Origin of the sequence: Bacillus sp. FSL W7-1034, assembly GCF_038593365.1 — a bacterium.
Taxonomy (GTDB): domain Bacteria; phylum Bacillota; class Bacilli; order Bacillales; family Bacillaceae; genus Bacillus; species Bacillus altitudinis.
Genome location: NZ_CP151989.1, coordinates 2,123,925 through 2,142,970, shown reverse-complemented (window position 1 = coordinate 2,142,970; position 19,046 = coordinate 2,123,925). Strand labels below are relative to the sequence as shown.

Genomic DNA, 19,046 nt, shown 5'->3' with positions numbered 1-19,046 from the left:
GCATCATAACTTTTTCAACCGCGCATACACTTGTACAAAACGGACAAGGACGTGAATGAACATGCCCTATTTAAAAATTGGAACAGCAGTCCTTCTTCTATTAACACTCTTACTGCCTTTTTCCTCACACGCTCAAGCAGACGTCTCATTATCGGTGAGTGCGAGAAGCGCCATTTTAATAGATGGACAGTCAGGCAGAGTCCTATTTGGAAAGGACGAGCACAAAAAAAGAAGAATCGCCAGTATCACAAAAATTATGACGGCTGTATTAGCCATTGAATCAGGAAAAATGAACGACATGGTCAAAGTGTCAAAACGTGCGATTCAAGCGGAAGGTTCTTCGATTTATTTAAAGGAAGGACAGAAGGTGAGTTTAGAAGACTTGACATACGGGCTCATGCTGCGCTCTGGAAATGATGCAGCTGTTGCCATTGCAGAACATGTTGGCGGCAGCTTAGAAGGGTTTATTTTTATGATGAACCAAAAGGCCTCTGAACTAGGCATGGAGAATACGAATTTTCAAAATCCGCATGGACTCGATGATCATAAAAACCATTATTCATCAGCTTATGATATGGCGATCTTAACGAAGTACGCCATGAAGCATCAGCAATATCAAAAAATTGCCGGTACCACCTTTTATAAAGCAAAAACAATCGAGGGTTATTGGAAAAATAAAAACAAGCTGCTCACGGGTTTGTATCAATATTCGACTGGAGGGAAGACAGGATATACAAAACTTGCAAAACGCACACTTGTCTCCACAGCTGCAAAAGGAGATGCTGCGCTCATTGCTGTGACGATTAATGCACCGGATGACTGGAAGGATCATATCTCAATGTTTGAGTATGCATTTGATCACTATAAAACGTATGTGCTTGCTGAAAAAGGCAGGCTCGCTTCGTTAAAAGGGACTTTTTACGAAAAAAAAGCGTTTATTAAGCGGGATGTGGACTATTTACTAAATGAGGATGAGAAAAAACTAGTGGAAATCGAAACGGAAATGCTGACGCCTGAAAAGAAATGGGAAAAAAACAAAGAAGCGATCCCAGATGTAGTAGGGAAAATGACGTTCTTACTGGATGGTCAGGTAATTGAGCAAGTCCCCATTTTTTATGAAAACAAACGCAACCGAATGCCCCAAAAAAGCTTTCAAGAAATGTTTAAGTCTGTCTTTCAGACATCGATAGGCGGATCTTCATGGTCAATCTGATTTGGGTATTCCTTACGGTCATCGGTCTTGTCTATGCAATGTTTAACGGAACGATGCATGAAGTGAATGAAGCGGTCTTTAAAGGATCAAAAGAAGCGGTCACCATTTCAATAGGGCTGATTAGTGTTCTTGTATTCTGGCTAGGATTGATGAAGATCGCAGAAGAAGCGGGGTTGTTACATTTCTTTAGTAAATTATGCCGGCCCTTTATCTCAAAACTATTTCCTGAGATTCCTGCGAATCATCCAGCGATGGGGTATATTCTGTCCAATCTCATGGCAAATTTCTTTGGCCTTGGGAATGCCGCTACACCACTTGGGATTAAGGCGATGGAGCAGATGAAAGTATTAAATGGCGGAAAAAATGAGGCGAGCCGGTCTATGATTACGTTTTTAGCAGTCAATACATCTTCTATCACACTTGTGCCAACGACTGTCATTGCCATTCGTATGACCTATGGCGCAGATCAGCCAACAGATATTGTAGGCCCAACCATTTTGGCGACACTTATTTCAGGTATCGGTGCGATTATGATTGATCGCTATTTCCACTATCGCAGAAGCAGGCGGGGGTGATCTTGTGGCATTTATTAACTGGCTGTCACTTGCTTTGATTCCACTGATCATCGCAGGAATATTGATTGCAGGGACGATTAAAAAAGTACCGACGTACGAAACATTTGTAGAAGGCGGGAAAGAAGGCATTCAAATTGCCTTTTCAATCATTCCATATTTAGTCGGTATGCTTGTCGCCATTACGATTTTCCGAGCATCAGGTGCCCTTGATTTTGTCATGGAATTATTGAAACCTGTGTTTACAGCGATTGGTGTTCCTACAGAAGTGGTGCCGCTTGCGCTTATTCGTCCTATATCAGGAACAGCGGCGCTTGGTATGACATCAGACTTAATTGCGACTTATGGTCCAGACTCTTTTATCGGCAAGCTTGCCGCCGTTATGCAAGGGTCAACGGATACGACCCTTTATGTTTTAACCGTCTATTTTGGAGCAGTTGGTATTAAAAAAATGGGAGATGCACTGAAAGTGGGGCTGCTTGCAGACCTGATTGGGATCATTGCATCAATTATTATCGTCAGTTTGTTATTTAGCGGCGCCTAATCAGGTGCTTTTTTTATTTCGTGGATGGAAAACAGCTTTTTTGTCGAAATTAGACAGATGAAACGCTTATTTTTCCACGAATGCTTGTTTGTTTCAAGCCAAGCAAGTAAGATAGTACATGAGGTGAAAGACAAATGGAACGTTTACAGAAAGTAATTGCCCATGCCGGCGTCGCTTCTAGACGAAAGGCTGAAGAATTAATTAAAGAAGGACGAGTTACCGTTAATGGTGAAACAGTGACAGAGCTCGGAGTAAAGGTGGGCTCTTCAGATAAAATTGAAGTCAATGGCTTAAAACTTGAAAGAGAAGAACCGGTTTACTTTATGCTTTATAAACCGCGCGGCGTCATTTCAGCTGCCGAGGATGATAAAGGACGCAAAGTCGTGACAGACTTCTTTGATGATGTTCCGCAGCGTCTGTATCCGATCGGCCGGTTGGATTATGATACGAGCGGTTTAATTTTGATTACAAATGATGGCGAATTTGCCCATAAGCTCATGCATCCGAAATATCAAATTGATAAAACGTATGCAGCGAAACTAAAAGGCATCCCTTCAAAAGAATTGCTTAGAAAGTTAGAAAAAGGAATCATGTTAGACCATAAAAAAACAGCACCTGCCCGTGCCAAAATGCTTTCGATTGATAAACGAAAGCAAACATGTATTGTGCAATTAACCATTCATGAAGGCAGAAACAGACAGGTTCGCCGCATGTTTGAAGCAATCGGCCACGACGTTTTAAAACTCAAAAGAGAGCAATATGCTTTCCTTCATATTGAAGGCATGAGACCAGGAGATCGCAGAGAATTGACGCCGCATGAAGTAAAACGCCTAAGAGCGATTGCGGATCATGGGAAAAGCGCTTTTTAATTTTCACATAAACTTCAAAAAATGAAGAAGCATCAAAAGAAGGAGAATGCTATAATTTACCTGAATGTCTATGGGGAAGGGGTACTTCAGATGAAGAAAAGACGATTTTTCATACGGACGGGCATTCTCCTCGTGATGCTTGCTGCACTGTGTTATACGATGTATAACTCAGTATTTGCCAAACAGGATCAAATCAAAGAAGGATCTATTGCGCCGAACTTTGTCCTTCAATCGGTAGATGGGGAACGGATTGAATTAAAGGACTTAAAAGGCAAAGGCGTCTTTCTCAATTTTTGGGGTACATGGTGCGGTCCATGTAAGCAGGAATTCCCTTATATGGCAAATCAGTATGAAGTGTTCAAGGATCGCGGTGTCGAAATTGTTGCCGTGAATGTGGGGGAATCCAATATTGCTGTGAAGAACTTTATGGATGCTTATGGCGTGAATTTTCCTGTTGCCATGGACAAAGATCGTCAAGTGACAGAGGCATATGATATTACGCCGCTGCCAACCACATTTTTAATTAATCCTGAAGGCAAAGTAATCAAAGTCATAAAGGGGACGATGACAGAACGTAATGTCTATGAATATATGAATTTGATTAAACCAAAGGGGTCATAGAATGAAAGAGGTAAAGTGCGAGTGTGGACATATTAATCCAATCGGTACTGTTCTATGTGAATCATGCGGGAATCCCATTTCAGTAAAAGAGAAAAATTCATCAAAACTGCTTGATATGAGATATGACGGCAGTGCAAGACGCTCGCAAACATACAACAAAACGATTGTTGATAAAGTATGGAACTTTTTTTCTTCCGTAAAAGTGGGTGTGTGGCTCATTGTCATCACACTGTTAGCTTCTTCGCTAGGAACTATTTTTCCGCAGGAGCGGTTTATTCCGCCAGGTGCATCAGCTTCCACTTATTATGAGGAGCAATATGGGTCGTTTGGCAAGTTATATTACATTCTTGGATTCCATGATCTTTATAATTCTTGGTGGTTTTTAGCCCTTGTCGCATCTATCGGAATTTCCCTTGTGATTTGCAGCCTTGATCGAGTGATTCCACTTTATCGTGCACTCAAAAATCAAGGGGTTGTCAAAAAAGAAGGCTTTATGAGAAGGCAGCGTCTTTTCAGCGAAACAAATCAAACATTAGATCAACATACATATGAAGGCATCCTTAGTAAGATGAAACAAAAGCGTTACCGCGTAAGAGAAGAAGATGGACATATTTTAGCTGAAAAAGGCCGCTTTTCCCGCTGGGGACCTTACGTCAATCATATTGGATTAATTATATTTCTCATTGGATCCATGCTTCGGTTTGTCCCAGGAATGTACGTGGATGAAACATTATGGGTAAGAGAAGGCGAAACGGCACCAATCCCAGGAACGGGAGGCCAATACTTCTTAAAGAATAATGCGTTTTCAATTGACCGCTATGAATCTGAAAAAGAAAAAGAAGTCTTTGAAAATGCTATTGAAAAGGCTGGCGATGGTCAAGTCGTCAAAAGTTATAAAACCGATGCCGTTTTATACAAACGTGAAGGGGAAGTTGTTTTTGGTGAAAAGCCAAAGCTGAAGCAGGTAACAGAACACGATATTAAAGTGAATGAACCGCTTAAGTTTGACAATTTCTCATTATATCAAGTGGATTTTAAACAAAATGAACTCGATCAAATGGTCTTTCAGCTGATTCGAAAAGATACTGAGAAATCTTTCGGAACAGTGAAGATTAATCTGCTGGAGCCTAAGTCAGAATATGATCTTGGTAGCGGTTACAAAGTCAAGGTGATGAGTTATTTGCCTGATTTTTATTTTGACGAAGATGGCACACCTAGTACGAAAACGAGGAATCCGAATAATCCTGCGTTCGTCTTTGAAATGATCTCTCCTGAAAAACCAAAAGGTGAAAAAAGTTTTGTCGCGATTCAAGAGACAGTAGAGGGTTCTGATAACAATCTTTATAAAATGAAATTTGACCGGGTTGAAACAAAAAACGTGACAGGTTTAACGGTTCGAAAAGACTTAACACTCTGGGTACTTATTGTTGGCGGAATGATCTTTATGATTGGTGTCGTACAAGGGATGTACTGGCAGCATAGAAGAATCTGGCTGTCGGTAAAGGATGGAAAAGTGTTTGTGGCAGGACATACAAACAAAAACTGGTTCGGCTTAAAGTCTGATCTCAAGGTGTTACTGCACGGCAGTGGCATCAAACAGCCAGTGGATCAAAAAGAACTGCCTGATACAACAAGTATCAGCAAAAGCAAGGGGGAAGGATTAGATGGCGGCAGTCAGTGAAAACCTGTTATTTGCAGCTTTTCTATTGTATTTAGCGGCAGTTCCTTTTTTTGGAGGGGCCATTAAAGGAAAAAAGAAAGAAGAGGGTCCGCGCAAAAACAAGGCGGCACTTATCGGCATAACGCTCACCATCATCGGTTTTTTGAGTCAATTTGGCTATTTTATTTCAAGGTGGATCGCGTCTGGTCACGCACCAGTCAGTAATCTGTTTGAATTCACCACAGCCTTTGGCATGATGCTGGTGCTCGCATTTATTATTTTATATTTTGTCTATCAAGTGTCTGTGCTAGGTTTATTCACACTTCCAATCGCTTTATTAATCATTGCTTATGCAAGCATGTTTCCATCGGATATTTCACCGCTGATTCCTTCGCTTCAAAGTAATTGGCTATATATTCACGTCACGACAGCAGCGCTTGGTCAAGCCATTTTGGCGATCAGTTTTGTGGCAGGTGTGATTTTTCTTTTGAAGCATGTCGATCAAACAAAACCGGGGAAGAAAACCTTTGGCTTAGAGCTGGTCATGTTTATGATTGTGGTCACCCTTGCATTTATCGCAGTCACGTCCATTTTTAGAATGACAGGGTATGAAGCGAAATTTAATTGGGTAGATAAAAATAAAGAAGAGAGCGTCATGGTCTATGAGCTGCCTGCTTTAGTAGGACCTCATAAAGGAGAACTTATCACAAAAGATCGTTTAGAGCCTGCGGTTGATCTGCCGCCTGTTTTTTCAGGTAGAAAGGTGAATACAGTGCTGTGGTCATTTGGCGTTGGGCTAATTATTTATGGACTGCTAAGATTGATCATTCGCAAACGACTAAGTGCGCTGCTTCAGCCGCTCGTAAGACAGGTGAATCTCGATTTAGTCGATGAAATTGGGTACAGGGCTGTTTCCATAGGATTCCCTGTATTTGCGTTAGGCGGTCTTATTTTTGCGATGATCTGGGCACAAATTGCATGGACGAGATTCTGGGGATGGGACCCGAAGGAAGTATGGGCTTTAATTACATTTTTATTTTACGCCGCCTATCTCCACCTTCGGTTATCACGAGGCTGGCATGGTGAAAAGTCCGCTTGGCTTGCTGTAATCGGATTTGCGATCATTATGTTTAACCTCATCTTTGTCAACCTAGTGATTGCGGGGCTTCATTCTTACGCGTAATCGCATGAAAAAGGCCAACTTTTATGATTCGATTCGGCTTTTTGTTAAAATGTATGTAACAACGGAGAAAGCAGGAGGATTGTCTAATGGAACACACAACTCAAACGAAAATATTAGTCGTCGATGATGAGGCAAGAATTCGTCGCCTTTTAAAAATGTATTTAGAACGGGAAAATTATGAAATTGATGAAGCGGAAAATGGGGATGAAGCCATTCAAAAAGGACTTCAAACCGATTATGACCTCATTTTGCTTGATTTAATGATGCCTGGGACAGATGGGATTGAAGTGTGTAATCAAATCCGAGATAAAAAAGCCACCCCAATTATTATGCTGACAGCAAAAGGTGAGGAAGCTAACCGTGTGCAAGGCTTTGAGGCAGGAACGGATGATTATATCGTCAAACCTTTCAGCCCGCGTGAAGTGGTTCTTCGTGTGAAAGCACTGCTAAGAAGATCGTCTCAAACGTCATACCTTAATACTGGAACAACCACAAAAGATGTTCTCGTGTTTTCTCATCTATCCATTGATCATGATGCACACCGGGTCACAGCAGATGGAAAAGAAGTCAGCCTCACGCCGAAAGAATACGAACTTTTGTATTTCTTGGCAAAAACGCCGGATAAGGTCTATGACAGGGAAAAGCTTCTCAAAGAAGTGTGGCAGTATGAATTCTTTGGGGATCTGAGAACAGTGGATACCCACGTCAAAAGGCTTCGTGAAAAACTGAATAAAGTGTCACCAGAAGCAGCGAAAAAAATCGTGACAGTATGGGGTGTCGGGTACAAATTTGAGGTCGGCGCTGAATGAAGCTGTGGAAAAGTGTCGTAGGAAAGCTATGGTTAACCATTCTTTTCCTCGTGCTCATTGTTTTATCGATTTTAACTGTGCTTCTTTTAGAGTTCATTGAGAATTACCATGTGGAAGAAGCAAAGTCTGATTTAACACAAATGGCCAACAAAGTAGCAGTCATTTTAGAAAGCCATGAGGATCAATCACTTGCAAGATCGATTACATCAGAACTAGCTGATAAATTGACAAGTATCGCGATTGTTCAAGAGGATGGACTAGAATGGTATTCGTCTGAAAAAGGCGGGAAGCTTCCTGCGATCACAAAAGAACAAATTGAAGCAGACAAAGATTTGAACAGGGCACTGACAGAACGAAAAAAAATCAGTAAACGAGCTGAATCTGATACAGGCAATCAGAAGGATGAGCGCATTGTAGTAGGTGTTCCTTACGAGGCGAACGGAAAGAAAGGGATGGTCTTTCTTTCTCAATCCCTCCTCGCAGTAGAGCAGACAACAAAACATACGACGCGTTATATCTTCCTCGCAGCCGGAATTGCGATTGTGCTCACCACGATTTTCGCTTTCTTCTTATCCACTCGTGTCACCTATCCTCTCAGAAAGATGAGAGAGGGAGCACAAGATTTGGCGAAAGGGAAATTTGATACAAAGATTCCTATTTTAACGCAAGATGAAATTGGGGAACTGGCGATCGCCTTTAATCAAATGGGTAAGCAGCTTAAATTTCATATAACCGCTTTAAATCAAGAAAAAGAACATTTGTCCAACATTCTCAGCAGTATGGCAGACGGTGTTATCACGATCAATATTGATGGAACGATCCTCATGACAAACCCTCCTGCAGAAAGATTCTTGCAGGCTTGGTATTACGAGCAAAATATGAAGATCAAAGATGGGGATGAACTGCCGCCGGAAGCGCGTGAATTGTTTCATACTGCCGTCAGTACGGAAAAAGAGCAAATGATCGAAGTCACGCTGCAAGGGCGTACTTGGGTTCTTCTCATGTCTCCGCTTTATAACCAGCAAGATGTCAGAGGGGCGGTAGCGGTACTTCGCGATATGACAGAAGAGAGAAGACTGGATAAGCTAAGAAAAGACTTCATTGCAAATGTCAGCCATGAACTCCGCACACCTATTGCTATGCTCCAGGGCTATAGTGAAGCGATTGTCGATGACATTGCCGGATCAGAAGAGGAAAAGAAAGAGATTGCCCAAATTATCTATGATGAATCACTTCGAATGGGGCGTCTTGTGAATGATCTTCTCGATCTCGCACGTATGGAAGCTGGTCATATTACACTGAATCTTGAATCAACTGATACAGAAGAGCTGACTGAAAAAATCTACCGTAAATTCCTTGGAATTGCGAAAGAAAAACAAATCAACCTGACGTATGAAATTCAAGTAGAAGAACCGTATTTTGTATTTGATCCAGATAAAATAGAACAGGTTTTTACAAATCTCATCGATAATGCCATTCGTCATACACCAGAAGGCGGAGAAGTTCACTTCTCAGTTCAATCGGTGGAAAATGGGCTCAAAATGGATGTGAAAGATTCGGGAAGCGGCATTCCTGAAGAGGATCTCCCGTTTATTTTTGAACGGTTCTATAAAGCAGATAAAGCAAGAACAAGAGGACGTTCCGGTACGGGGCTGGGCCTTGCGATTGTGAAGAACATCGTAGAAGCGCATCAAGGCTCCATTCATGCACATAGTAAAGCTGGAACAGGTACTCACTTCACTTTCTATATTCCGAAAAAAAAGCAGGAACTCGTCTAATCTTGACGAAGAATCTTGTTACATGAGAAACACTTCTTTTCGAAAGAAAATGAAGTGTTTTTTCTATTTTCATATTTTTAAGGAGAAGTTAAACTAAAAGCCCTTTCCAAATTGTCGATCTTGTAATATATTTGTCATAAAGTTGTAATGTAACGTTTTGTGAGAGTCACTCGACAAAAATAAGTGAACGGAGGGGTTTCCTATGCATGAAACCTTTCAAAAAATATATGATTCGTACCATCAAGATTTGTACCAATTTTTATTTTATATGGTAAAAGATAAAAATCAGGCAGAGGATCTCGTGCAGGAGGTTTACATTCGGGTACTTCACTCATATAAAACTTTTGAAGGAAGAAGCAGCGAGAAAACATGGCTGTTTTCAATTGCAAGGCATGTGGCAATTGACTGGTTTCGCAAACAGCAAACCATCAGACAACGGGTGCTCGGCACGTTTGATTGGGATAAACAGGATGTAAAAGATCCAGACCTGCTCCCAGATGAATTGGCTGTACAGGATGAAAATATCAAAGAAATTTATGCCGCACTTGATCATTGCACCATTGATCAACGAGCCGTCATCATTTTAAGGTTTATCCAAGGCTACTCAATCATGGAGACGGCCAAGGCGCTAAAGTTCTCGGAAAGCAAAGTCAAAACAACGCAGCACCGAGGCCTGAAAGTGCTCCGAAAACATATGGAGCTTTTGAAGGAGGAGCTAGTGAATGAAAACGAACAGGTCCAATTGGAGCGAAGAACGAATTAAAGTATTACTCAGTCAGCTTCCAAAGGTGGAGGACAACCGTTCATCTAAGCAGATTTACCAGCAAATGCTGATGGCAAGCGGGAAGAAAAAGAAAAGTGCCAGATGGATCGGTCCAGCGGTCGCAACCGTTGTGGTCTTATTTATGGCGTTTTTGATTTCTCCTCATTTATTTCAGCCGGCTGCTCAAGATATAAAGAAAGTGAAAATGGACTCGAGTGCTGAAAAAGGACAGGTGAATGCTACATTAGAGGCGGTAAAAAACACAAATGATCCTTCACATGTTGCTTACGCATCTGACAAAGAAAAGTATATGACGATTTCATACATAGATGAATCGACTTCTCAAGTTGTCCCAATCAGTATTCAAAAAGAAAATAAGCATGACGATGTGCAGGCGCTTCTTGATACATACGAAAAACTGGAGCTGCCTGAAATGACAAAACCTCTTCAAGCCTATATGGATATGGTGGATGTGAGTGAAAAAGGGGACACACTGATTTTTCAGCTGAAAAGTGATTTGTCTCTTGATACATTAAAAGAAGCCAATCGTTTTAAAGACATGGTCAAAGAAACGTTAAAATGGAGCCAATATAAACAAGTACAGGTCAAGTCTGTCAATGGCTCGCACCTTCAATTAGGGACGAATGGCCGTCTTGGTACCATTTCAATTAATAAACAAACAAAGCACGCTTACTACGTTTTAGAAAATAAGAGCGGGACATTTTTGGTGCCGTCAAAAGATAATTATCCTTCTTATAAAGATGCGGTAGAGGCGATGAAGCGGGCGAATGATGCAGGACTCGATCCACTCATTAAAGAAGAGCCTATACAAAAGGTGACATCAAAAGGAAAACATGCAACCATCACGTTTGGAGCATCAGCACAATTAACGGACTCAATTGATCATATTTTACTTATTGAAGGACTGCTGCTCACAGCGAAAGATTTCGGTTTTACAGATGTCACGATACAAAATGCAGGAACAGATCAAGTAGGCCCATATGAATTAAAAGAACCGCTAGAGGTACCGGCACTGCCAAACCCAGTTGTTATCAAAGAACGCTAAAGGACGCAACTTATTGCGTTCTTTTTTCATGTATAGAAAAGGGCTTCCTTGAGGTATACTATGCTGTCATGAAAAGAACTTCAAAGAAGGGAAGTCACTGATGAAAAGGTATTGCTACATATGTGCTAGCTGTTTCTTGTTCTTGACCTTATCACCGTTTGCCCGTGCAGAGAAAACAACCGAGTGGGTGGAACCAATCAGAGGTGAAGTCACTGATTTGTTTGGGACAAGAGGGGGTTCGCATAAGGGGTTAGACATTGCTGCACCGGAAGGAGAATCCATTTTGGCTGCTAGCGAAGGTGTGGTCACTCGTTCCTATGTATCTGCTACATATGGTGAAGTTGTATTTATTCGGCATCCAAATGGATATGAAACCGTCTATGCGCATTTAAATGCGCGTTTTGTGAAGAATGGTGACCATGTACAAACAGGACAGCCGATCGGCATCATAGGCAACACAGGCGCTTCTAGGGGCACTCATTTGCATTTTGAGGTGCACAGGGGTAATTGGTCAGTCAGTAAAGAAGATGCAGTAGATCCGCTCACAATCATTGCAAGAGATCGTTTCCAAGAGCCAGCCCTTCATGTAGATGGATATGAGAAACATACATATGTCATACAACAAGGGGACACGCTCTGGTCCATTGCTAAAGCACATCAAATGACCGTTGATCAATTGAAGAAAATCAATGCACTGACAACGCATCTCATACGTACAGGTGAACGTTTAATCGTTTCAACAAAATAAACCTCATGCTTTTGCATGAGGTTTACCATTTTTTATAGGTCAATCAGACGCACAGAAAGAATATCGTTTACTTCAGTTAAAGTTTGGACAATTTCATCTTCAAGGTGCTTGTCAAAAGATAGCATCATGATGGCTTCGCCGCCTTTTTCTTTACGGCCTACTTGCATTGTCGCGATGTTCACATCGTGGTCGCCTAAAATCTTTCCAACTTGACCGATCACACCAGGTGCGTCAGTATGCTGAATATAGACAAGATGCCCATCTGGGTAAAAGTCAATATTGAAACCATTAATAGAAACGACACGTTCACCTAGATGCGGGATATACGTTGCTTTTAATGTAAAGGTGGAAAGGTCACCTTTGACTTCAATGGAAATGCTGTTCTCATAGCCAGATTCGCTTGAAGAAATTTTTTCGCTAAAGCTAATGCCGCGTTCTTTTGCCACCATACCTGCATTGACTTCATTTACAGTCGAATCGACGCGCTCTTTCAAAAAGCCAGAAAGCAGACTTTTTGTAATAAATGATGTTTCGAGTTTTGCGATAGATCCTTCATATGAAATGCTGACTTCTTTTACAGGTTCTCTCATCGATTGAGAAACAAGACGTCCAAGTTTTCCCGCAAATTGATGATAAGGCTGGATTTTTTTGAACTCGTCTTTTGTCATCGCTGGTAGATTAATAGATGACATGACCGGGAGTCCTTTTGCAAATTGAAGAACTTCTTCAGAGACTTGTGCCGCCACATTTAATTGTGCTTCTTTTGTAGATGCACCAAGATGCGGAGTGGCAATGACGTTTGGATGATCCACAAGTGGATTCTCAGTAGGTGGTTCTACTTCAAATACATCGAGAGCTGCCCCTGCGACATGACCATTTTCAAGTGCTTCAAGAAGGTCTCGTTCGTCAATTATGCCGCCGCGTGCACAGTTCACTAGACGAACACCTTTTTTCGTTTTTGCGATTGTTTCTTTATTGAGAAGTCCTCTAGTTTCTTTTGTTAAAGGTGTATGTACCGTAATAATATCTGATACTTCAAGCACTTCATCAAGTGATTTTGCATTGACACCAATTTTTTCGGCACGTTCTTTTGTGAGGAAAGGGTCAAATACGTTGACCGTCATGCCAAATGCTCTTGCACGCTGGGCGATTTCACTTCCAATTCTGCCTAAGCCAACAATCCCAAGAGATTTTCCGTAAAGCTCAGCACCGACATATGCGCCTCTGTTCCATTCTTTTGATTTCACAGAAATATTGGCTTGAGGAATATGACGCATGAGAGATGAGATCATCGCAAACGTATGCTCTGCCGTTGAAATCGTATTCCCATTTGGTGCATTGATGACAATCACACCGTGTTTTGTCGCTTCATCAATGTCAATGTTGTCGACTCCCACACCGGCACGGCCAACAATTTTTAATGAAGTCATTTTTTCATAAAGTTCTTTTGTCACTTTTGTGGCACTTCTGACAAGTAAGGCATCAAACGTGTGTAATTCATCTTCTGCTTCTGTTACATTTTTTTGAACAATTTCAACAAAATCTGATTCTAATAGTGGTAAAAGACCATCATTGCTCATCTTATCTGAGACTAATACTCGAAACATCGTAAGATTTCCTCCTAAAATAAACGTCATAAATATCTGATAATTTACCATATTCCTTTTCACTGTGTCAATCAAATTAAAGCAGTAAAGCGAAAAAGAAAACACGAACATTTTTTAGTGTCTTGATCGAGAATGGACACCTTTAAACAAAAGATAACCAATTTTTACGCATTTGTCATTATAAATTTTAGGTTTTTTACGATTTCTTAAAACTGATGAATTTGCTCAGGATTTTTATCTGTACAAATGCTCATATATCATATATAATGATGTCGAATTGAATAATGATCAATCTTCGGGGCAGGGTGTAATTCCCTACCGGCGGTGATGAGGCATAGTCTCTAAGCCCGCGAGCCTTTTTTGGCAGGATTCGGTGTGATTCCGAAGCCGACAGTATAGTCTGGATGGGAGAAGATGGAGGTTCGTAAACGTTGAAAACATGTCTGTTTATACGTTTATTTGTGTAGCCTAAATTTCCCGCTCCTGTGTATGTATTCAGAGCGGTTTTTTTGTGGCTAAAATTGAACAATCCTCTTTTCGAAAGATTTGATCGAAAAGGAGAGAGAATATTGAATCAAAGTAAAGTAAAACGTTTAGTTGTCATCAGCATGCTTAGCAGTATCGCATTTGTATTAATGTTATTGAATTTCCCTTTCCCTGGGCTTCCTGGGTATTTAAAAATTGATTTTAGTGACATTCCTGCGATTATTGCGATTTTAATTTATGGGCCAGGTGCTGGGATTGCTGTTGAAGCTTTAAAGAATCTACTGCACTACCTCATTCATGGTAGCATGTCCGGTGTTCCTGTGGATCAAGTAGCGAATTTTACAGCAGGTGTACTATTCATCTTACCGGTGGCTTTTATTTTTAAAAAGATTAAATCAGCAAGAGGGTTAGCGTGGTCCATGATTCTCGGAACATTACTCATGACAGTCATGATGAGCATCTTAAACTATTTCTTGTTCCTACCTGCTTATACATGGTTTTTGAATGCACCCGTCCTGTCAGATCATGTGCTAAAGGCAACCATTACAGCAGGGATCTTGCCTTTTAACCTGATTAAAGGAATCATCATCACCATCGTTTTTAGTTTCATTTTTGTCAAAATGCGTCCATGGTTTGAAAATAAACGCCGACTTCAAAATAGTTAATATAAAAAAAGCCCCTTTTAAAGGGGCTTTTATCCTATTCATGCTTAAGTGGATCACCATCGAAAGTTTCGTCCGCAACTTTAATTGAGTCAGTTGGGCAACCTTCAAATGCATCAAGCATATCTTCTTCAAGTACTTCTGGAACTTCTACAGTCCCCTGATTGTCATCAAGCGTGACAAATGCAATGCCTTCATCATCATAATCATAAATGTCTGGAGCAGCTGCACCGCATGCGCCGCAAGCAATACATGTGTCTTTGTCTACAATTGTATATTTTGCCATGTTAAAAAAATACCTCCCAGATTGTTCGATGGAACAAATGGTTTAACCTTTTTAGTTTCACCGATAAAAAACCAATTTCCTCAAACCTTATTGTAATGATTTTAAATTCACATTTCAACTGTAAAGTGATTGAGAATGCTTATCACATAAGGGTTTGTTCATAACTTTCCCCCATTAATTGAGTTTAAACATTTCTTCTTCAATGAAATCTGTTAAAATAAAGGGAGAAAATATTCGAATTTTGTCAGGAAGACAGGTGCTTTGGTCAATGACGATTCATTACTTGGATGTCATGTTGATGGACAGCGTACATAAATTGAACGGCGAACGCTCCATTAGTGCTGTCTACCATCTTTTTAAAGGAAAAAAATCATCACAAACGATACAGGATGCAAGTTTGTTTCAGCTTTCTAGCTACTTCGGCTGCTATCCAGCTTTTACGAGGGATCAGCTGAATCGCTCTGTAAAAAGGCTGCTAGAGCAACACTTTATCAGAAAGACAGAGGATACATTCATTGCCACAGATGAAGGAATAAGTATGCTAAGTCAGCGTTTTGCTGAAAAACCGATGCCAGTTTATTTTGATGGTGCCAAGTATCATGATAAAGCAAAAATATTATGGATGAGGCTGTCTTTACTTGTGCAGGTCCTTTCACATCATGCAGCGCGGTCACAACACTATGTGCCGATTCAAAGAGATATATCGGTTCAAAACTGGACGAAATCCTTCTTCTCGCAATATCACCAGAAGAAAAAGCTTTCTGAAGATATCCATCATGAGCTTGAAACACTTCTTGCTCATTTAACTGATCAAGAGGCACTGCTTTTTGTTTATTCATTGACTTCAAATGAAAGAATCGGACGGACGTACCAGCAAATGGCGGAATGGATGAAAGAAGATGTATGGTATGTTTACTTGCTTTTTTGGAATGTGCTCCATTATTTTATTCAATGTGCGCAAAAAGGTGAGGCACCGATCATCCAGCGAATGATAGATGATCTTCAATTCAAACGTGTGCTGACCACCTCTACCCATAAAACGCTTGAGCTTGTACAAAAAGGGTTCAGTATTGATCAAATTGCTCATATTCGTTCATTAAAAAAAGCGACAATTGAAGATCATATTGTGGAGCTCTCGATACATGAGCCGAGCTTCTCGATCGAACCATATGTCAGCAGTGAAGCTCAAAAGGCGATACATGAGGTAGCCGGTCAGCTCCAAACCAACAAGATGAAGCTGATCAAAGAAAGTCTCGAGCATTCATTTACTTATTTTCAAATACGATTGGCATTGACAAGGATGGTGAAAGCAAGTGGATAAGCTTCATCAGACGCTGATGCGATACTTTGGTTATGATGCCTTCAAAACAGGTCAGGAGGACATTATTCGAAGTGTACTTCAACAAAAAGATACGGTTGCCATGCTTCCTACTGGTGGCGGGAAGTCACTTTGTTATCAAATTCCGGGCTATTTGACAGACGGGTTAGTGCTGATCATTTCACCTCTTTTATCACTCATGGAAGATCAAGTGGAACGCATGAAAATGCGCGGTGAAAAGCGAGTAGCTGCGCTTAACAGTACACTGTCTTTTCAAGAAAGAAGACATATTATTCGGCATTTGCCATCATATAAATTTTTATTTGTCGCACCTGAGGCGCTTATGTCAGAGGTATTGTTAGAGCAGCTCAAAGCGATGCATGTGGGGCTATTCGTTGTAGATGAAGCCCACTGTATATCGGAATGGGGACATGATTTCCGCCCTGAATACTCCAAGCTTGGGGAATGGAGGGAAGCGCTCGGCAATCCTGTCGCCTTAGCACTAACGGCAACTGCGACGAAACAAACCTTAAAAGATACTGTGCAAACGTTGCGGCTAGAGCATCCAGATGTTCATATTCATTCAGTCAACCGGCCGAATATTGCACTATTAAAAGAGGCACATGAAACGAAAGAAGCAAAAGAGAAACGAGCACTGGAGCTTGTGGAAACCCTTCAAGGGCCTGGGCTGATTTATTGTCCGACCCGGCAAATGACAGAAGATATTTCACGTTTGGTGAAACAAAAAACGCATCAACGTGTAGAGTTTTATCATGGTGGAATGGAGTCAGGAGACCGCATGCTGATCCAGCAGCAATTTATCAGTGGTCAAATTGATCTCATTTGCTGTACAAGTGCTTTTGGAATGGGAATTGATAAAGCAAATATACGCTTTGTGATTCATATGAGTCCGCCTCAGTCAATTGAAGCATTTATGCAGGAAATTGGAAGAGCTGGACGGGACGGGAAAAATAGTGTGAGCGTTCTTTTATATACAGAAGAGGATGCGGATATTCAAAGTCATTTGATTCAAGCAGAAGGTTTTGATGATCCAGAAATTGATTTTTTCTTAGCTCGAGTATCACATATGCCGATAAATGATGAAAAGAAATTACGTGAACAATTGATGGAAGCAGGGCTTCAGGAGACGCGTGCGCGAATGCTCTCGCATTATTACAAGATGTACCAAACTGAACAGCCCCGTTTGCTCATGAAGAAGCTGAAAGAAAAGCTGCAGGATAGACAAACAGAAAAGCTAAAAAAAGTGTGGCAGTTTAAAGAGCATATCACTGGCCATCGCTGCTTTAGGCAATCTCTGTTATCATACTTTGATGAGCAGCTTGATCTAACGGAGGACGCTTCCTTTGGGAACTGCTGCTCTTCATGCGGACTTGACCTGTCTGATTACGAAAAAAAAGATCAACCATTGGAGCTGAATGAAATGAAACACTGGAAGACCGAGCTGGATCGTCTGTTTCACCTGACAAAAGAGGCGCAGCATTGATTGAACAACATCGCCGTATTATTGAAAAATTAACCGATCGACAAGTAGTAGAACAGTTGTATTTCACACAGCTGCTCATGCTGATTGTCTCTTTTTTACTAGGGATGTTTATGTTTGATCATTGGACTGATTTTACAGCCTTATGGCAGATCCGAGATATGCGTATCCTGACTTACGGAATTGGCGGCGCTTTGCTTGTGATTATTGTCGACGCTATTGTCATGAAGGTGTTTCCGGCTCATATGTATGATGATGGCGGATTAAATGAAAAAATGTTCAAAAACCGCAGCATCCTGCATATTGTTTGGTTAACGCTGCTCATTGCCTTTTCAGAAGAAATTTTATTTCGCGGGATCGTTCAGCAGCAATTTGGACTGGAGATTGCAAGCATTGTGTTTGCACTTCTTCACTTTCGCTACTTGTCAAAAATACTCTTGTTTATCCTTGTGGTTTCTATTAGTATTTTTTTAGGACTTTTATACGAGTGGACAGGAAATTTATTCGTTCCTGTCATGACACACTTTGTCATTGACCTAGTCTTTGCATGTCAAATTCGTTTTAAATATTGGGGGAGGGATGAACATGGAAGAAATGTCGAGAATGAAGAGAAAAAAGCAGCAGCTGACAAACATCCATGATGATGTAGAGGAAAATCTTGAAGAAGAAAAAGTGCATCCTTCAGATGACTCTCACTTTCCTACACGAGAAGATTTTCATGAATATAAAAAGCAGCGAACCAAAAAGGTGCGTAATCCATTGTTTACGACACTGGCTATTATCTTTCCTATTATTGTCGTCACGGTTTTCTTCCTGTTGATTTATTACACATCAAAGGAAATTAACGATAACAACAATCAAGGTGTTTATATTGATAAAACATCGAGTGCTGACACAGATCCAGTCCCGTCAGCACTTGTTGACACAAAAAATGATTCAAGCGCTGACAAAGCGGATGCGTCTGATGATGAGAAGAAAAAGAAAGATGCTGATAAAGAAAAGCAGCGTTCAAAAGAAAAAGCAGAGCAAAAGAAAAAAGAACAAGCTGCTAAAGAGAAGGCTGAGCGTGAAAAGGCCGAAGCTGCAAAAAAGCGTGAGCAGCAACAGCTCGCTCTTCAAAAACAGCAGGAAGAGAAAAAGCGAAAAGAAGCAGAAGAGAAGAAGAAGAAGGAAGAAAAGCCTGTTCGTGTCGTGCAGCATACTGTTGGACCAGAGGAAAACTTGTATCGAATTTCCATGAAGTATTATCAAAACCGATCAGGGGAAGAGAAAATTCGAGCTTACAATCATTTAAAAGGAAATAGCGTGTACAGCGGACAAGTATTGAATATCCCATTAGAAAATTAATATTTGACATGAA

The 19,046-nt window shown here is 40.9% G+C and carries 19 protein-coding genes and 1 riboswitch; of the genes, 17 read left to right on the top strand and 2 right to left on the bottom strand.

Translation table 11 applies throughout. From position 1 onward, the window contains the following. The first annotated feature begins 61 nt into the window (after positions 1-61). The 12 genes from NST73_RS10925 to NST73_RS10870 all read left to right on the top strand — a co-directional run bounded on the left by NST73_RS10925 (position 62) and on the right by NST73_RS10870 (position 11,826). Complete coding sequence (locus tag NST73_RS10925; protein WP_342499093.1) at positions 62-1,213, top strand: D-alanyl-D-alanine carboxypeptidase family protein; 1,152 nt, start codon at positions 62-64, stop codon at positions 1,211-1,213. Further along, positions 1,201-1,788, top strand: coding sequence for a nucleoside recognition domain-containing protein (locus tag NST73_RS10920; RefSeq protein ID WP_008344468.1), 588 nt, complete (start codon positions 1,201-1,203; stop codon positions 1,786-1,788). The genes NST73_RS10925 and NST73_RS10920 overlap by 13 nt, the downstream gene beginning before the upstream one ends. Positions 1,789-1,792: 4 nt before the next feature. Then, positions 1,793-2,329 (top strand): spore maturation protein, encoded by a 537-nt coding sequence (locus NST73_RS10915; RefSeq protein ID WP_039165799.1) that lies wholly within the window; start codon positions 1,793-1,795, stop codon positions 2,327-2,329. Positions 2,330-2,463: 134 nt separating this feature from the next. Further along, positions 2,464-3,198 carry a 23S rRNA pseudouridine(2605) synthase RluB gene (gene rluB / locus NST73_RS10910; protein ID WP_008344472.1) on the top strand — a complete coding sequence of 245 codons (735 nt, stop codon included), beginning with the start codon at positions 2,464-2,466 and terminating at the stop codon, positions 3,196-3,198. A gap of 90 nt (positions 3,199-3,288) precedes the next feature. Further along, positions 3,289-3,819 carry a thiol-disulfide oxidoreductase ResA gene (locus tag NST73_RS10905; protein ID WP_017359780.1) on the top strand — a complete coding sequence of 177 codons (531 nt, stop codon included), beginning with the start codon at positions 3,289-3,291 and terminating at the stop codon, positions 3,817-3,819. Between the two features lies 1 nt (position 3,820). Next, positions 3,821-5,500, top strand: coding sequence for a cytochrome c biogenesis protein ResB (locus NST73_RS10900; RefSeq protein ID WP_144679397.1), 1,680 nt, complete (start codon positions 3,821-3,823; stop codon positions 5,498-5,500). Further along, positions 5,484-6,662, top strand: a complete 1,179-nt coding sequence (ccsB, locus tag NST73_RS10895) for a c-type cytochrome biogenesis protein CcsB (protein WP_144679400.1) — start codon at positions 5,484-5,486, stop codon at positions 6,660-6,662. Before NST73_RS10900 ends, ccsB begins: the two co-directional genes overlap by 17 nt. Positions 6,663-6,748: 86 nt before the next feature. Continuing rightward, positions 6,749-7,471, top strand: coding sequence for a response regulator transcription factor (locus tag NST73_RS10890; RefSeq protein ID WP_003215596.1), 723 nt, complete (start codon positions 6,749-6,751; stop codon positions 7,469-7,471). Further along, complete coding sequence (locus NST73_RS10885) at positions 7,468-9,249, top strand: ATP-binding protein (RefSeq protein WP_024718919.1); 1,782 nt, start codon at positions 7,468-7,470, stop codon at positions 9,247-9,249. Before NST73_RS10890 ends, NST73_RS10885 begins: the two co-directional genes overlap by 4 nt. A 202-nt stretch (positions 9,250-9,451) precedes the next feature. After that, positions 9,452-10,012: an RNA polymerase sigma factor SigX gene (sigX, locus tag NST73_RS10880; RefSeq protein WP_007501006.1), complete on the top strand. Its 561-nt coding sequence runs from the start codon at positions 9,452-9,454 to the stop codon at positions 10,010-10,012. Then, a complete protein-coding gene (locus NST73_RS10875) occupies positions 9,972-11,078 on the top strand; it encodes a sigma X negative regulator (RefSeq protein ID WP_096881583.1) in 1,107 nt (368 codons plus the stop codon). Before sigX ends, NST73_RS10875 begins: the two co-directional genes overlap by 41 nt. Before the next feature lie 100 nt (positions 11,079-11,178). Continuing rightward, positions 11,179-11,826 carry a M23 family metallopeptidase gene (locus tag NST73_RS10870; protein ID WP_039165787.1) on the top strand — a complete coding sequence of 216 codons (648 nt, stop codon included), beginning with the start codon at positions 11,179-11,181 and terminating at the stop codon, positions 11,824-11,826. 32 nt (positions 11,827-11,858) lie between these two features. Here the strand turns inward: NST73_RS10870 and serA are convergent, their stop codons facing one another. After that, on the bottom strand, positions 11,859-13,433 hold the full coding sequence (serA, locus tag NST73_RS10865) for a phosphoglycerate dehydrogenase (RefSeq protein ID WP_041507010.1): 1,575 nt from the start codon (positions 13,431-13,433) through the stop codon (positions 11,859-11,861). A gap of 287 nt (positions 13,434-13,720) precedes the next feature. Continuing rightward, positions 13,721-13,853, top strand: a riboswitch (FMN riboswitch). A gap of 149 nt (positions 13,854-14,002) precedes the next feature. Between serA and NST73_RS10860 the strand changes: the two genes are divergently transcribed. After that, entirely contained in the window at positions 14,003-14,584 is a 582-nt protein-coding gene (locus NST73_RS10860; protein WP_008344490.1) for an ECF transporter S component, read from the top strand. Between the two features lie 34 nt (positions 14,585-14,618). Here NST73_RS10860 and NST73_RS10855 read toward each other — a convergent pair whose 3' ends face one another. Continuing rightward, the gene (locus tag NST73_RS10855; protein ID WP_008344492.1) at positions 14,619-14,867 is read right to left on the bottom strand and encodes a ferredoxin; all 249 of its coding nucleotides are present in this window, start codon (positions 14,865-14,867) and stop codon (positions 14,619-14,621) included. A gap of 268 nt (positions 14,868-15,135) precedes the next feature. Between NST73_RS10855 and NST73_RS10850 the strand changes: the two genes are divergently transcribed. From NST73_RS10850 to NST73_RS10835, 4 genes are read left to right on the top strand one after another with little or no spacing between them, the layout of a single operon-like run. Then, positions 15,136-16,188, top strand: a complete 1,053-nt coding sequence (locus NST73_RS10850) for a helix-turn-helix domain-containing protein (RefSeq protein WP_274660405.1) — start codon at positions 15,136-15,138, stop codon at positions 16,186-16,188. Then, the gene (locus tag NST73_RS10845) at positions 16,181-17,689 is read left to right on the top strand and encodes an ATP-dependent DNA helicase RecQ (protein ID WP_268412376.1); all 1,509 of its coding nucleotides are present in this window, start codon (positions 16,181-16,183) and stop codon (positions 17,687-17,689) included. The genes NST73_RS10850 and NST73_RS10845 overlap by 8 nt, the downstream gene beginning before the upstream one ends. Beyond that, on the top strand, positions 17,686-18,327 hold the full coding sequence (locus NST73_RS10840) for a CPBP family intramembrane glutamic endopeptidase (protein WP_017359770.1): 642 nt from the start codon (positions 17,686-17,688) through the stop codon (positions 18,325-18,327). The genes NST73_RS10845 and NST73_RS10840 overlap by 4 nt, the downstream gene beginning before the upstream one ends. Further along, on the top strand, positions 18,272-19,033 hold the full coding sequence (locus tag NST73_RS10835) for a LysM peptidoglycan-binding domain-containing protein (protein WP_342473319.1): 762 nt from the start codon (positions 18,272-18,274) through the stop codon (positions 19,031-19,033). Before NST73_RS10840 ends, NST73_RS10835 begins: the two co-directional genes overlap by 56 nt. Positions 19,034-19,046 lie beyond the last annotated feature (13 nt).

What these genes read in the sequence shown, in the direction of transcription:
- NST73_RS10925 (WP_342499093.1), top strand. Translation starts at nt 62, where the DNA reads ATGCCCTATTTAAAAATTGGAACAGCAGTCCTTCTTCTATTAACACTC.
- NST73_RS10920 (WP_008344468.1), top strand. Translation starts at nt 1,201, where the DNA reads ATGGTCAATCTGATTTGGGTATTCCTTACGGTCATCGGTCTTGTCTAT.
- rluB (WP_008344472.1), top strand. Translation starts at nt 2,464, where the DNA reads ATGGAACGTTTACAGAAAGTAATTGCCCATGCCGGCGTCGCTTCTAGA.
- NST73_RS10905 (WP_017359780.1), top strand. Translation starts at nt 3,289, where the DNA reads ATGAAGAAAAGACGATTTTTCATACGGACGGGCATTCTCCTCGTGATG.
- NST73_RS10900 (WP_144679397.1), top strand. Translation starts at nt 3,821, where the DNA reads ATGAAAGAGGTAAAGTGCGAGTGTGGACATATTAATCCAATCGGTACT.
- ccsB (WP_144679400.1), top strand. Translation starts at nt 5,484, where the DNA reads ATGGCGGCAGTCAGTGAAAACCTGTTATTTGCAGCTTTTCTATTGTAT.
- NST73_RS10890 (WP_003215596.1), top strand. Translation starts at nt 6,749, where the DNA reads ATGGAACACACAACTCAAACGAAAATATTAGTCGTCGATGATGAGGCA.
- NST73_RS10885 (WP_024718919.1), top strand. Translation starts at nt 7,468, where the DNA reads ATGAAGCTGTGGAAAAGTGTCGTAGGAAAGCTATGGTTAACCATTCTT.
- sigX (WP_007501006.1), top strand. Translation starts at nt 9,452, where the DNA reads ATGCATGAAACCTTTCAAAAAATATATGATTCGTACCATCAAGATTTG.
- NST73_RS10875 (WP_096881583.1), top strand. Translation starts at nt 9,972, where the DNA reads ATGAAAACGAACAGGTCCAATTGGAGCGAAGAACGAATTAAAGTATTA.
- NST73_RS10870 (WP_039165787.1), top strand. Translation starts at nt 11,179, where the DNA reads ATGAAAAGGTATTGCTACATATGTGCTAGCTGTTTCTTGTTCTTGACC.
- serA (WP_041507010.1), bottom strand. Translation starts at nt 13,433, where the DNA reads ATGTTTCGAGTATTAGTCTCAGATAAGATGAGCAATGATGGTCTTTTA.
- NST73_RS10855 (WP_008344492.1), bottom strand. Translation starts at nt 14,867, where the DNA reads ATGGCAAAATATACAATTGTAGACAAAGACACATGTATTGCTTGCGGC.
- NST73_RS10850 (WP_274660405.1), top strand. Translation starts at nt 15,136, where the DNA reads ATGACGATTCATTACTTGGATGTCATGTTGATGGACAGCGTACATAAA.
- NST73_RS10835 (WP_342473319.1), top strand. Translation starts at nt 18,272, where the DNA reads ATGGAAGAAATGTCGAGAATGAAGAGAAAAAAGCAGCAGCTGACAAAC.